Raw genomic sequence first — 13,720 nt, forward strand, 5'->3', positions numbered from 1 at the left:
CCGCCCGGCCTAGCCACCGAGCGTCGCCTTCAGGAACCAGATCCGCTGCTGCGTCTCGTCGGCCCAAGTGTCGACGAGGCCGCTCGTTGCGATATCGCCTTCGGCTTCGGCCGCAGCCTTGGTTTCCTTGATCTGCGCAAGAAGGGCTTCGTTGTCCGCGGCGAGCTGCGCGATCATCGCGTCAGCATCGACCTTGGCCTTGTCATCGTCCTTGATCGACTGGCGGCGGCCAATCTCGCCGATCGAGCGCAGGGTTGCCGCGCCATTCTTGCGTACACGCTCGGCAATGAGGTCCGTGGTCGCCAGAATCTGCGCCGCCTGCTCATCGAACAAGAGGTGGAGCTCGCGAAAACGTGGCCCCTCGACGTGCCAATGATAATTCTTGGTCTTGAGGTAAAGCGCGAAGCTGTCGGCGAGGAGCGCATTGAGCGCATCGGCGACCGCGGGCTGATTTTTCTTATCCGGCATGGGAAGCTCCTTTCGTTCGTTCGATATAGGCTTTCACCTTGCCAAACGCCCATGATCAGTCTTGGTCGCCATGATTGAAAAAATCGATCAAACCATCGCTTATTATAGACCGAACGCATTCATTCCGGCGCGCAGCCCCCAGAGAATGAGCAGCGCGGCGCTTGCCCAGCGCACAATCTGCGCCGCTGGGCGCTCGGCAAGTGCCGGGCCGAAGGCGAGGAAGGGCACGGCTGCAAATATCCATCCGGCAAGGCCGCCCGCCGCCGCCCACAGCCCCGCCCCGCTGGTCGCGGCGAGCGCGCCGATGAGAAAATGGCTGCGGTCGCCGACCTGGACGAGCAGCAATCGCACCGCAAGCAAGGGCGTGCGGGCCGCCATCACCTGCTCGTCAGCCAGGGCCAGCCGCCCGCGCCAGAGCAGCGCGCCCGCGGCGGTTAGAAGCGCGAATGCCACAAGCAACGCGATCACGCCCTGTCCGATCATCCGGTTGGCGAGCGATCCGGCGAGCGCTGCGACCAGCGCGTTGGCGACAAAACTGCCGATTGCGATACCGATCACGGCGCGCCGGTCGCTGCGCGCGTCAAGCAGCCGCGCAAGAAAGCGGCCGCTGCGCCCGTCGGCGTTGGCGAGCAGCACCGCCACCAGCGTCACCATGATCGCGTCCATCTATTGCCTCCATCCCGCGTCCGGGTCGTGTCCGACCCGCGGGGGTGCGCCTGGACCTAGCGATGCCCTGCGGGGCGCTCCTGCCCCAGTTTGCAAAGATACATGTCGCGGTCGGCGGCCGCGAGAATATCCGATTCGCTCATATTTGGCTGCAGCATTGCAACCCCGAAGCAGGCCGAGAGCGAAATCCCGCGTCCGTCGTAGATCGCCGGAGTAGCGCTCAGCAGGTGCGACAGCCGTTCTACTTGCGCCCGGGCGCCAGCCTCGCTCGACTGATCGAGAATCAGTCCGAATTCGTCGCCGCCAATGCGCGCCGCGACATCAACCGAACGAATCGCACCGAGAAGCCTGTTCGCAATTTCGAGCAGCGCGAAGTCGCCTGCGGCATGGCCAAAGCTGTCGTTGATGAATTTCAATTGATTGACGTCGGCGAAAACGATTGCCGCGGTCTCTGCACGGCGCTCGAAGCGGGCGATGCGCTGATGGATCGCGGTCAGAAAGTAGCGGCGGTTGAACAGCGGGGTCAGCGTGTCGCGTTCGGACACGCGTTCGAGCTCGGCGACAGCGATTTTCAGGATACGGTTCTCGCGGCGAAGCGCATCACGTTCACGGCGCAGCTCGCGAAGCTGGTCCTCGACGGAGTCGACGGGTGCGAAGCCGATCTGGTCGACCGCGATCCGCGCTCCCCCCATGCTGTCCATTCGACGCCCCCGATGCGTGCCCAAAGTGCCGCCGACCGGATGCCGACGATCTTGTGTAGCCCGCGACGATAGCCGCGACTTCATACTAATCGGTAAACGCGGGAGGAATCGGATGGCGTTGCCCCGCCGTCCGCGACTCGCTAGGGGGTGGGGCGGCGACGGAATCGCCGGGGCAGGAGGGTTTTGAATGGACGACACGGCGCCACGCGTCGGCGTGATCATGGGCAGCCAGTCGGACTGGCCGACCATGGCGCACGCGGTCCAGATCCTCGAACAGTTCGGTATTGCGCACGAGGTACGGATCGTCTCCGCTCACCGCACCCCCGACCGGCTGGTCGACTATGCAAAGGCGGCCGCGGATCGCGGGCTCCAGGCGATCATCGCCGGCGCGGGCGGCGCGGCGCACCTGCCGGGCATGGTCGCATCGATGACGCGCGTGCCGGTGCTCGGCGTCCCCGTCCAGTCGGCCGCCCTGAGCGGCATGGACAGTCTGCTCTCGATCGTCCAGATGCCCGGCGGCATTCCCGTGGCGACCTTTGCGATCGGCAAGGCGGGCGCGACCAACGCGGGCCTTTTCGCAGCAGCGCTTCTCGCGAACGCGGATCCCGATCTTGCGCAAAGACTCGACGCGTGGCGCGCGGCGCAGACCGAAGGCGTCGCTCCCATCCCGGTTCGTGAGGGCTGATCGCAGGTGCTGCCACCCGGTTCGACGATCGGCATCCTCGGCGGAGGCCAGCTCGGCCGCATGCTCGCACTTGCTGCGGCGCCGCTCGGCTACAAGACACATGTCTACGCTCCCGACCGGGAAAGCGTCGCGGCCGAGGTCGCAGCCCAGCACACCCAGGCGGCGTGGGACGATGAGCCGCGCCTCGCCGCCTTCGCGGCCGCTTGCGACGCGGTGACGATCGAGTTCGAGAATGTTCCCGTCGACACGGTACGCTTCCTTTCCGGCCATGTCGCAGTCCGTCCCGGCGCGGCCGCGCTAGAGATCGCGCAGGATCGGCTCGCCGAAAAGCGCTTCGTCGCAGGGCTTGGAGGCCGCACTGCGCCCTTCGCCGCGGTCCCCGACCGCAGCGCGCTCGATGAAGCGCTGATTGAGATCGGCACTCCTGCAATCCTCAAGACCGTCCGCATGGGCTATGACGGCAAGGGCCAGGCGCGTATCGCCGCCCCCGCCGACGCCGATGCGGCGTGGGAAGCGATCGGCCGCCATCCCGCAATCCTCGAAGGCCTTGTCACTTTCGCGCACGAATTTTCAGTCCTTCTCGCGCGCGGAATCGACGGGGAAACGCGCTTCTGGGATTCGCCCGTCAACGTCCATGAAGGCGGCATCCTCGCCTCCTCGAGCCTGCCGCCTCCGCGCGCCGTTTTCGACCAGCAAGATGCCGCGCGCACCCTCATGACCCGTATCGCCGAAGCACTCGATTATGTGGGCGTCCTAACCGGCGAATTTTTCGCCACCGACGAGGGTCCCGTCTTCAACGAAATGGCGCCGCGCGTCCACAACAGCGGCCACTGGACGATCGAGGGCGCGGCCGCGAGCCAGTTTGCGAACCACATCCGCGCGGTCGCGGGCCTCCCGCTCGGCGATACCGCGACGCTTGCCCTCCCCGTCACGATGCGCAATCTGATCGGCCGCGCCATCGACGGCGTTCCCGCGCTGCTCGCTGACGGCGCCGCACGCGTTCATCACTATGGCAAGACCGAGGTTCGCGATGGCCGCAAGCTCGGCCACGTCACCTGGGTCGGAACCGCTCCCGAAGGGCCTTTATGAACCATCCCGAGATTACGCTGATCCTCGCCCGGGCCGCCAATGGCGTGATCGGCGCTGATGGCAAAATGCCCTGGCACCTCCCTGCCGACCTTCGCCGCTTCAAACAGCTCACCATGGGCCGCCCGATGATCATGGGGCGCAAGACGTTCGACAGCCTGCCTGCAGTGCTCGAGGGCCGCCGGCACATCGTTCTCACCCGCGACCCCGAATGGCAGGATGACCATGCCGAGGTTGCCCATAGTGTCGAGGAGGCGCTCCGCCTCGCCAATGCGCCGCAAGTGATGGTGATTGGCGGCGCCGAAATCTACCGCCTCTTCCTGCCGCTAGCCGACCGCATCGAGCTCACAGAGGTTGCGCTCGAGCCCCGGGGCGACGCCGTTATCGACGTCCCTGATCCGGCAGAATGGCGCGAGGTTTCGCGCGAGGAGCATCCTGCCGATGACGCCGGACGCCCCGCATATGCGTTCGTCACGCTGGCGCGCGCAAGCGGGGGAAGGCTCCGCTGATGCGCCGGTGGGTAATCGCCATCCTCGCGCTGCTCGCCATCGCGGCCGCCGCCTTCTTCCTCCTCGCTCCCGGCATGGTGGAGCGCAGCATGAACAAGGTGGAGGAAGGGTCGCTGCCGCAGATCAGCGATCGCGCGCTTGTGCTCCACCGCAGCTTGACGATTGTCGACCTGCACAGCGACACCTTGATGTGGAAACGCGGCCTCCTGGCGCGCTCCGCCCGGGGCCATGTCGACCTTCCGCGGCTCGAGGATGGCCATGTTGCCCTCCAGATCTTCTCGAGCGTCACCAAGACTCCGAAGAACCAGAATTACGACGCCAACAGCGCGGACGGGGACAATATCACCGGGCTCGTGATCGCCCAGCTGCAACCCCTGCGGACCTGGAACTCGCTGCTCGAACGTTCGCTATGGCATGCCGAGAAGCTCGGCCGCGCCGCCGCAAAATCAGGCGGCCAGCTCCGCGTCGTCGCAAATCCCGTCGATTTGAGCGCGCTGCTCGCCGCGCGGCGAGGGGGAAGGGCAGCCCCGGTCGGCGCGTTGCTCAGCATCGAAGGGCTGCAGAATCTCGAGGGGGACATCGCCAATCTGGACAAGCTTTACGCTGCGGGTTTTCGAATGGCGGGGCTCACCCATTTTTTCGACAATGATCTCGCCGGCTCCATGCATGGGCTCCAGAAAGGCGGACTCACCCCGCTCGGCCGCCGCGTGATACGCGCGATGGAGGCAAAGGGGATGATCGTCGACCTTGCCCACCTCAGCCACGCGGGGGTCGCAGAGGTGCTGAAGATGGCGCGCCGGCCCGTGGTCTCAAGCCATGGCGGCGTGCAGGCCACGTGCAACGTCAACCGCAACCTTACCGACGCCGAGATTCGGGGGGTCGCCGCGACCGGCGGCCTCATCGGCATCGGCTATTGGGACGCCGCGGTGTGCGACACGTCGCCTGCCGGGATCGCAAAGGCGATGAAACATGTCCGCGATCTCGTCGGCATCGAGCATGTCGCGCTCGGCAGCGATTATGATGGCGCGACCACCGTCCGCTTCGACACGTCCAGGCTGGTGCAGGTGACGCAGGCGCTCATCGACGCGGGCTTTACCGACAATGAAATTCGCGCCGCAATGGGCGGCAACGCGATCCGCGTCCTGCAGGCAGGGATCGTGCCGATGGATAGCCGAGGCGCGGCGGCGCAATGAGCGCGACCCGTCTCGACGGCCATGACCGGATCGCCAGGCCCTTGCGCGGCGGCGTCATCGCGCTCGGTAATTTCGATGGCTTCCATGCCGGGCATCAGGCGGTGGTCGGCCGCGCGGTCCATCACGCGCAGGATGACGGGCGCCCGTGCATTGTCGCGACCTTTGACCCGCATCCGGTACGCTTCTTCAAGCCCGGCGCTCCCCCATTCCGTCTGACGACGCTCGACCAGCGGCAGGAGCTCTTTGGCGCAGCCGGCGCCGATGCGATGCTGGTCCTGCCTTTCGACGCGGCGATGGCAGGCACGACGGCCGAAGATTTCATCACCGAGATCCTCCTCGATCGCTACGGCGCCGCAGGGGTAGTCACCGGCGCCGATTTCGTCTTCGGCAAAGGGCGCGGCGGCGATGTCGTGACGCTGGCCGACCATGCCCGCCGCCTCGGCTTCTTCACCGAAATGGTAGCTCCAGTCGACGAGGGCGGGGAGACCATTTCGTCGAGCCGCATTCGCGAGGCGCTTAAGGCGGGCGACTGCGCCGCTGCACAGCGTCTCCTCACCCGCCCCTTCACCGTGCGGGGAATTGTCCAGCACGGCGACAAGAACGGCCGCCTGCTCGGTTTTCCGACCGCGAACATCGACATGGGCAATTATCTTCGTCCTCGCTACGGCATCTATGCGGTCACCGGGCGCCTTCCCGACGGCCGCCTTCTCAAAGGCGCAGCGAACCTCGGCATCCGCCCGAGCTTCGATCCACCCAAGGAATTGCTCGAACCCCATTTTTTCGATTTTTCGGGCGACCTTTACGGGCAGGCGGTCGACGTTGCTTTCCACGCTTTCATTCGCGGCGAGGAAAAATTCGACAATATGGACGCGCTCACCGCGCAGATCGCGGCCGATTGCGATGCTGCACGGGCTTTGCTGGCGGAGATCTGACGCATCTCTTGGGCGAAGGGATGCAAACCGGGGGGGACGGCATGAGCGAAACCACGAGCGACGACTGGGCGGCCGGCCTTGAAGGCCCGACGAAAAAGCCTCTCACGCGCACCACCAAAATCCTGCTCTGGCTCTTCGGCCTCCTCGTCGCATGGCTCACGCTCTCGAACGCGAGCTGGCTCGCCCCCGATCCCGCCGGAAAGCGCACCCTCATTGCGCATCGCGGCGTGTCGCAGCTCTTCGATCATGCCGGCGTCACCGACACGACCTGTACTGCAGCGCGCATCCATCCGCCCGAGCATCCCTATATCGAAAACAGCCTGCGGTCGCTGCGCGCAGCGGTCGGCCGCGATGCGGGGATGATCCAGTTCGACGTGGCCGCGACGAAGGATGGGCAGCTCGCCCTTTTTCACGACTGGACGCTCGATTGCCGCACCGATGGCAAGGGGCCGATTCGCGACCGGACAATGGCTGAACTCAAGACGCTCGACATCGGCTATGGCTACACCGCCGATGGCGGCAAGACCTTTCCGCTGCGCGGTACCGGTGTCGGCCTGATGCCGAGCCTCGACGAGGTCCTCGCCGACCTTGGCCACCTTCCCATGGTGATCAATTTCAAGTCACGCGATCCGAGGGAAGCCGAACTCGCGCTCGCCGCCTTCGCGCGTGCCGGCGTCGATGCGAACCAGCCGCGCTTCGCCTTCTTTGGCAACGCGCGCGTGCTCGGGCCGATCCGTGCAAAAGCCCCGAAGGCGTGGACAATGGACCGGGCAGGCGCCGAGCGCTGCACCAGCGATTATATCAAGTTCGGCTGGTCGGGCTGGTTCCCGGTCAGCTGCGCGGGCGGCACCATCGTCGTGCCGCTCGACCGCCAATGGGCATTTTGGGGATGGCCTGACCGCCTGCAGGCGCGCGCCGCCGAACATGGCGCCCGTCTTCTCCTCGTCGGTCCCAGCGGCGACAATCATTCGGGCGTGGGCCTGTCGCGGGTGGGGCAGCTCACCCGCATTCCAGCAAGCTTTACCGGTTATGTCTGGATCGACGACATCTACAACCTCGGCCCCGCCCTTCGCCCGCGACAGAAATAGAGGTCGGCCCCGCGGGAGGCTCAACGTCGAACCGGATGGCTCGGGCAGGCGGCGAGGCCGCGATCACGCTGCTCCCAATTTCTTTGCTCGCACGCGAAACTGCGCTAAGCGCCGCGCACCATGACTGACAGCGCACCCGCCCAAGAGACGCGAGATTATCGCGACACCGTCTTCCTGCCCAAGACCGACTTTCCGATGAAGGCCGGACTTCCGCAGAAGGAGCCGGCGATTCTCGCCAAATGGCTCGAGCAGAATCTCGAAGGACAGATCCGCGAAAGCCGCAAGGACCGCGCGCAGTTCATCCTCCACGACGGCCCGCCCTATGCGAACGGCGACATGCACATCGGCCATGCGCTCAACCACATCCTCAAGGACATGGTCGTCCGCACCCAGACGCTGAAGGGCAAGGACGCACCCTATGTCCCCGGCTGGGACTGCCACGGTCTGCCGATCGAGTGGAAGGTCGAGGAGCAATATCGCAAGAAGAAGCTCAACAAGGACGAAGTGCCGGTGGAGGAATTCCGCGCCGAGTGCCGCGCCTATGCGCAGCACTGGGTCGGCGTCCAGCGCGAGCAGTTGAAGCGCCTCGGCATCGGTGGCGACTGGGACCATCCCTATCTCACGATGGATTTCGACGCCGAGGCGACGATCGTCCGCGAACTCCTCAAATTCGCCGAAAGCGGCCAGCTCTACCGCGGCGCAAAGCCCGTGATGTGGTCTCCGGTCGAAAAAACCGCGCTCGCCGAGGCTGAAGTCGAATATGAAGACATCACCTCAACCCAGATCGACGTCGCGTTCGAAATCGTCGAGAGCCCGATCCCCGAACTGGTCGGCGCGCAGGCCGTCATCTGGACCACGACGCCCTGGACGATCCCCGTCAACCAGGCTTTGGCCTATGGGCCCGACGTTCTCTACGGTCTCTATGAGCATCGGGACGGGCGAAAATATCTGCTGTCGGCCGAATTGAAGAGCGAGGTGAGCGGCCGCTGGCTCGAAGATGCAGGTGAAATCGCCAGCTGGTACGGCCGCGACCTTGCGGGCACCATCGCTCGCCACCCGATGCACGCGCTCGGCGGTTTCTTCGCGCGTCCGCGCCCGTTCCTCGCGGGCGATTTCGTGACCACCGACAGCGGCACGGGTCTTGTCCATATGTCGCCCGACCATGGCGAAGATGACTTCGACCTTTGCAAGGCGAACGGGCTCGATCCCGTGTTCGCGGTCGAGGGCGACGGCAAATATCGCGCCGACTGGGAGTGGCTCGGCGGACAGGGCAGCGTGATCAACCCGAAATTCAATGCCCCCGATGGCCCGATCTGCAGTGACCTGCGCGAGACCGGTGCGCTCCTCGCGGCGTCGGCGGACTACAGGCACAGCTATCCGCACAGCTGGCGTTCCAAGGCCAAGGTCATCTATCGCTGCACACCGCAATGGTTCGTGCCGATGGACAAGCGTGTCGACCACGACACACCGCGCTGCGCTGCCGAGGCGGAAATCCGGGCCCATCAGGGCGATGGCGAGACGCTGCGCGAAACGGCGATGCGCGCGATCGCCGATACGCGCTTCGTGCCCGCCAAGGGGCGCAACCGCATCGGCTCGATGGTCGAAACGCGTCCCGACTGGGTCTTGAGCCGCCAGCGCGCCTGGGGCGTGCCGATCACCCTGTTCGTCAACCGCAAGACGGGCCAGTATCTGAATGATCCCGCGGTCAATGACCGCATTGTGGCCGCGATCCGCGCGGGCGGGGTCGACGCATGGAACGACGCACGCGCGCAGGAGTATCTCGGCGAATCATATGTTGCGGCCGACTTTGAGCGCATCACCGACATTCTCGACGTCTGGTTCGATTCAGGTTCGACCCACGCGTTCGTGCTCGAAAGCGGCAAATGGCCCGCGCTCGTCCGCCGCGATGGTTCGACGCACCCTGCCGACCTCTATCTTGAAGGGTCGGACCAGCATCGCGGCTGGTTCCAGTCGTCGCTGCTCGAAAGCTGCGGCACGCGCGGCCGTGCGCCCTACAAGGCGGTGCTGACCCATGGCTTCACCATGGACGCCAAGGGCATGAAAATGTCGAAGTCGCTCGGCAATACGATCAGCCCGATCGACCTGATGCGCGACTATGGCGCCGATATCCTCCGCCTGTGGGCGCTTTCGGTCGATTTCACCGAAGACCACCGCATCGGCAAGGAAATCCTCGCAGGCGTCGCCGACCAGTACAGGAAACTCAGGAACACGTTCCGCTACCTTCTGGGTGCGCTCGACGGCTTTGCCGAGGCCGAGCGCGTCACCGACGTCGCCGCGATGCCCGAGCTTGAGCGCTACATGCTCGCACTTCTCGCCGATCTCGACGCGAAACTGGCGCAGGCGGCCGATGATTTCGACTTCAACGCCTACACGCGTCTCCTCGCCGATTTCTGCAACGAGGATCTGTCCGCCTTCTATTTCGACATCCGCAAGGACCGTCTCTACTGCGACGTCAACCCCGCGACGGGCGCGCAAACCTTGGAGCGCGCAGCCTATCGGACCGTCCTCGACATCCTCTTCCATGCCCTCGTTCGCTATGCAGCACCGGTGCTGGTCTTCACCAGCGAAGAGGTATGGGGTACGCGCTACCCGGACGCGGGCAGCGTCCATCTTCTCGAATGGCCCGAGCTTCCCGCGCTCGCCGGCGCAACTGGGGCCTTGATCGAAAAGTGGACCCAGGTGCGCAGCGTCCGCGCCCTCGTGACGGAGCGGATCGAACCGCTCCGCCGCGAGAAAATCATCCGCTCCAGCCTCGAAGCCGAAGTCTGGCTGCCCGAAGATGCCGGCGACGTCGACCTTGAAGAGGTGTTCATCACCTCGACCGTCCACAAGGGCGACTGGGACGTGCAGCGCACCGGAAATCACAAATGCGGCCGCTGCTGGCGCCACCTTCCCGAGGTCGAGGGCGACGGTGCCTTGTGCAATCGCTGCGACACGGTATTGGACGGACAATGACCGGCAAACGCTCCCCGCACCTGCGCTTCGGCCTCATTGTCGCCGTGCTCGCCTTTCTCGCCGACCAGATCAGCAAATGGATCGTGATTGTCCCGCTCTCGCTCGAGCCCAAGCGCGTGATGGAGCTGCTGCCTTTCTTCAATCTGACCTGGGCGGAAAATTGCGGCATCTCACTGTCGATGTTCTCGCGCTGCGATGACACCCAGCGCTGGACCCTCGTCGCGGTGACCGCGCTCGTCGCGATCGCGGTCGCGGTGTGGATGACCCGCGAGAAGGCGCGCGGCGACGTGTTCGCGCTCGCGCTGATCCTCGGCGGCGCACTCGGCAATATTCTCGACCGCATCCGCCACGGCTTCGTGGTCGACTTCGCCGACCTTCATTTCGGCACCTTCCGTCCCTTCCTCATTTTCAACGTCGCCGATGCGTGCATCACGATCGGCGTGCTTTTGCTGGTTGCGCGGGCGCTGCTCTTGCGCGAAAAGGCGCCAGCGGCGCCCGCTTCGCCCAGCGATGCGGCCGCCACCGACTAACGGGGCGCATCAGGAGAGTTTTTACGTGAACCGGACCACCGCTATCCTATCCGCTGCCCTCGCCGCGACGACACTGTCGGCCTGCGGATCGAACAGCCTCTTCAGCCGCGACCGTCCCGACGAATTCGCGGTATCGCGCCAGGCGCCGCTCGTCGTGCCGCCTGACTTCGCGCTCGTTCCGCCCGCGCCTGGCGCGGCACGCCCTGGCAATGATTCGACGGCCGAGCAGACGCTCCGCGCGCTCTTTGGCGGTGCGTCGCCGCGTAGCGCGACCGAAACCTCGATCATCGGTGCCGCGGACGGCGGGCGCGCCGCCCCCGGCATCCGCAGCGAGGTGGGCAGCCCCGAAACCCAGGTCGTCGACAAGGGCCTCGCCACGCGCGACATCATCGCCGCTCCCGAAGGCGATGGCCGCGACGCCTCGGCGGCGATCCCGGGGACCTGAGCGCCGAGCAGAATATCGCGCAGAGATGCGGAAAAGGGCGGCTTCGGCCCCGCTTTTCATGGTTCGGGGTTCCCCCCGCAACAGAGCCAAGCAACAGAACATCCCCATTGCGGCTCTATGGCTTTGTGCGAGGCCTTCTCTTCTGACCGTCCCGCGGCAAAGCGCGCGCACTTCTCATCCTCCGCTGGGTCAAACATTCTCCACAATCGGGCGCTCTTCCGATAGCGAGCGCGCGAAGCTGCGAACCGTCGTCGGGGTGCGGCGTCAAGCGGGGTTTCCCATAGGGCGCCAGCTCGTCCCACCGCAATTTGCTATCTCCGCCCCTGCATCCTCAGAAAGCAATGCGACAAATTCCGCGCGCGTCGGGTTCGGGCGCCGCGCTTCGAGCGCCGATGCGTCACGCCTCCACTCTCGGGCGAACCGGAGCCAGATCAGCGTATAGAGGACAATGCAAGCGGCGGCGAACCACCAACCACTCACGCCCGGGCGCCCGCCTCTTCGACCCCCGTGCTGTTGTGCCGCAGCGCCTTCAGCACCGTGTCGACGATCTGGGGCGCGTTGAGGCCCGCGGCCGCATATTGCGCCTCGGGCTTGTCCTGGTCCTGGAAGATGTCGGGCAGCCGCATCGTGCGCAGTTTCAGCCCTGCATCGATCAGCCCCTCGTCACTCGCCAGCGTCAGGACATGCGCACCGAGCCCACCGATGCTGCCTTCCTCGATGGTCACACAAACCTCGTGGTTGGCCAGCGCCTTGCGGATCAGCTCCTCGTCGAGCGGCTTGGCGAAGCGCAGGTCGATCACGCTCGTCGACAGGCCGCGCGCTTCGAGCGTGTCGGCGGCCTTCAGTGCCTCGGCAAGCCGCGTACCAAGCGACAGGATGGCAACCGTCTTGCCGTGCCGCACCACGCGGCCCTTCCCTATCTCGAGCTTTTGCGGCACGTCCGGTAGCGGCACGCCAATGCCCCCGCCGCGCGGATAGCGGAAGGCGATCGGCCCGTCGTCATATTCGGCCGCCGTATAGGTCATGTGCACAAGCTCGGCCTCGTCGGCGGCCGCCATCACCACCATATTGGGCAGCGTTGCGAGATACGTGATGTCGAAGGAGCCGGCATGCGTCGCCCCGTCGGCTCCGACCAGGCCCGCACGGTCGATCGCAAAGCGCACGGGGAGATTCTGGATCGCCACATCGTGCACGACCTGATCATAGGCGCGCTGAAGGAAGGTCGAATAGATCGCCGCGAACGGCCGCATCCCCTGCGCCGCGAGCCCCGCGGCAAACGTCACCGCATGCTGCTCGGCGATCCCGACATCGAATGTCCGCTCAGGATGCGCCTTTGCAAACTTGTCGACCCCGGTCCCCGAAGGCATCGCCGCGGTGATCGCGACGATCCGCTCATCGGTTTGGGCAAGCTTCGCGAGCGTCTCGCCGAACACATTCTGATAGGCCGGCGGCCCCGGCGGTGCCTTGGCCTGCTCGCCGGTGATCACATCGAATTTCTGGACGCCGTGATATTTGTCGGCGGCGGCTTCGGCGGGAGCATAGCCCTTGCCCTTCTTGGTCACCGCATGGATCAGCACCGGGCCGTGTTCGCTGTCGCGCACATTTTCGAGCACCGGGATCAGATGATCGAGATTATGCCCGTCAATTGGCCCCACATAATAAAATCCCAGTTCCTCGAACAACGTCCCGCCCATCGCCATGCCGCGCGCGAACTCGTCTGTTCTGCGCGCCGCCTTGTGCAGGGGTTCGGGGAGTTTTCGCGCAAAGCGCCGCGCGATCTCGCGCAGTTCGAGGAACGGGCGAGACGACACAAGCCGCGCCAGATAGGCTGAAAGGCCGCCCACCGGTGGAGCGATTGACATGTCATTGTCATTCAGGATGACGATCAGCCGGTTGCCCGCCTGCTGGGCGTTGTTCATCGCCTCATAGGCCATGCCCGCCGACATCGACCCGTCGCCAATCACCGCGATCGCCCGGCCGGGTTCGTCCTTCAGCTTGCTTGCGATCGCAAAACCCAGCGCGGCGCTGATCGAGGTCGACGAATGCGCAGCTCCGAACGGATCATATTCGCTTTCGCTGCGCTTGGTGAAGCCAGAAAGCCCGCCGCCCTGCCGCAACGTGCGAATGCGGTCGCGGCGTCCGGTGATGATCTTGTGCGGATAGCATTGGTGCCCGACGTCCCACACGAGCTTGTCGCGCGGCGTGTCGAACACATAATGGATGGCAACTGTCAGCTCGACGACGCCCAGCCCCGACCCCAGATGCCCCCCGGTCGTGCCGACCGCGCTGATCATCTCGGCGCGCAGCTCGTCGGCGAAGGGGCGGAGCTGTTCGGGTTTCAGTTTGCGGAGGTCTGCGGGGACATCCACCGTGTCGAGCAGCGGCGTATGCGGAACGTCGGTCATCCGCAGCGTCATACCGGTAACGGCAGATACTGTCGA

13 protein-coding genes are annotated in these 13,720 nt (G+C 65.3%); 9 read left to right on the forward strand and 4 right to left on the reverse strand.

What is annotated here, in order from left to right; translation table 11 throughout:
* Positions 1 to 9: 9 nt before the first annotated feature.
* The 3 genes from LH20_RS17920 to LH20_RS17930 all read right to left on the reverse strand — a co-directional run bounded on the left by LH20_RS17920 (position 10) and on the right by LH20_RS17930 (position 1,835).
* Positions 10 to 468 (reverse strand): Dps family protein, encoded by a 459-nt coding sequence (locus LH20_RS17920; protein WP_053555389.1) that lies wholly within the window; start codon positions 466 to 468, stop codon positions 10 to 12.
* Positions 469 to 570: 102 nt separating this feature from the next.
* Entirely contained in the window at positions 571 to 1,134 is a 564-nt protein-coding gene (locus LH20_RS17925) for a TMEM165/GDT1 family protein (protein ID WP_053555390.1), read from the reverse strand.
* Positions 1,135 to 1,190: 56 nt separating this feature from the next.
* Positions 1,191 to 1,835, reverse strand: coding sequence for a GGDEF domain-containing protein (locus LH20_RS17930; protein ID WP_053555391.1), 645 nt, complete (start codon positions 1,833 to 1,835; stop codon positions 1,191 to 1,193).
* Between the two features lie 187 nt (positions 1,836 to 2,022).
* Between LH20_RS17930 and purE the strand changes: the two genes are divergently transcribed.
* From purE to LH20_RS17975, 9 genes are all read left to right on the forward strand, one after another.
* Positions 2,023 to 2,520, forward strand: a complete 498-nt coding sequence (gene purE / locus LH20_RS17935; RefSeq protein ID WP_053555392.1) for a 5-(carboxyamino)imidazole ribonucleotide mutase — start codon at positions 2,023 to 2,025, stop codon at positions 2,518 to 2,520.
* 6 nt (positions 2,521 to 2,526) lie between these two features.
* Positions 2,527 to 3,609, forward strand: coding sequence for a 5-(carboxyamino)imidazole ribonucleotide synthase (locus LH20_RS17940; protein ID WP_083455479.1), 1,083 nt, complete (start codon positions 2,527 to 2,529; stop codon positions 3,607 to 3,609).
* Positions 3,606 to 4,115: a dihydrofolate reductase gene (locus LH20_RS17945; RefSeq protein ID WP_053555393.1), complete on the forward strand. Its 510-nt coding sequence runs from the start codon at positions 3,606 to 3,608 to the stop codon at positions 4,113 to 4,115. Before LH20_RS17940 ends, LH20_RS17945 begins: the two co-directional genes overlap by 4 nt.
* The gene (locus LH20_RS17950) at positions 4,115 to 5,308 is read left to right on the forward strand and encodes a dipeptidase (RefSeq protein WP_053555394.1); all 1,194 of its coding nucleotides are present in this window, start codon (positions 4,115 to 4,117) and stop codon (positions 5,306 to 5,308) included. The genes LH20_RS17945 and LH20_RS17950 overlap by 1 nt, the downstream gene beginning before the upstream one ends.
* On the forward strand, positions 5,305 to 6,240 hold the full coding sequence (locus LH20_RS17955; protein WP_053555395.1) for a bifunctional riboflavin kinase/FAD synthetase: 936 nt from the start codon (positions 5,305 to 5,307) through the stop codon (positions 6,238 to 6,240). The genes LH20_RS17950 and LH20_RS17955 overlap by 4 nt, the downstream gene beginning before the upstream one ends.
* 41 nt (positions 6,241 to 6,281) lie before the next feature.
* Positions 6,282 to 7,328, forward strand: coding sequence for a glycerophosphodiester phosphodiesterase family protein (locus LH20_RS17960; RefSeq protein WP_053555396.1), 1,047 nt, complete (start codon positions 6,282 to 6,284; stop codon positions 7,326 to 7,328).
* A 120-nt stretch (positions 7,329 to 7,448) separates the two neighbouring features.
* Complete coding sequence (ileS, locus tag LH20_RS17965; RefSeq protein WP_053555397.1) at positions 7,449 to 10,304, forward strand: isoleucine--tRNA ligase; 2,856 nt, start codon at positions 7,449 to 7,451, stop codon at positions 10,302 to 10,304.
* On the forward strand, positions 10,301 to 10,834 hold the full coding sequence (gene lspA, locus LH20_RS17970; RefSeq protein WP_053555398.1) for a signal peptidase II: 534 nt from the start codon (positions 10,301 to 10,303) through the stop codon (positions 10,832 to 10,834). The genes ileS and lspA overlap by 4 nt, the downstream gene beginning before the upstream one ends.
* A 25-nt stretch (positions 10,835 to 10,859) precedes the next feature.
* Positions 10,860 to 11,279: a DUF3035 domain-containing protein gene (locus tag LH20_RS17975; protein WP_053555399.1), complete on the forward strand. Its 420-nt coding sequence runs from the start codon at positions 10,860 to 10,862 to the stop codon at positions 11,277 to 11,279.
* A 476-nt stretch (positions 11,280 to 11,755) separates the two neighbouring features.
* Here the strand turns inward: LH20_RS17975 and dxs are convergent, their stop codons facing one another.
* Positions 11,756 to 13,684 (reverse strand): 1-deoxy-D-xylulose-5-phosphate synthase, encoded by a 1,929-nt coding sequence (gene dxs, locus LH20_RS17980; RefSeq protein WP_053556363.1) that lies wholly within the window; start codon positions 13,682 to 13,684, stop codon positions 11,756 to 11,758.
* Positions 13,685 to 13,720: the final 36 nt, after the last annotated feature.

It is taken from the genome of Sphingopyxis sp. 113P3 (genome assembly GCF_001278035.1).
In the GTDB taxonomy this organism is placed as follows: Bacteria; Pseudomonadota; Alphaproteobacteria; order Sphingomonadales; family Sphingomonadaceae; genus Sphingopyxis.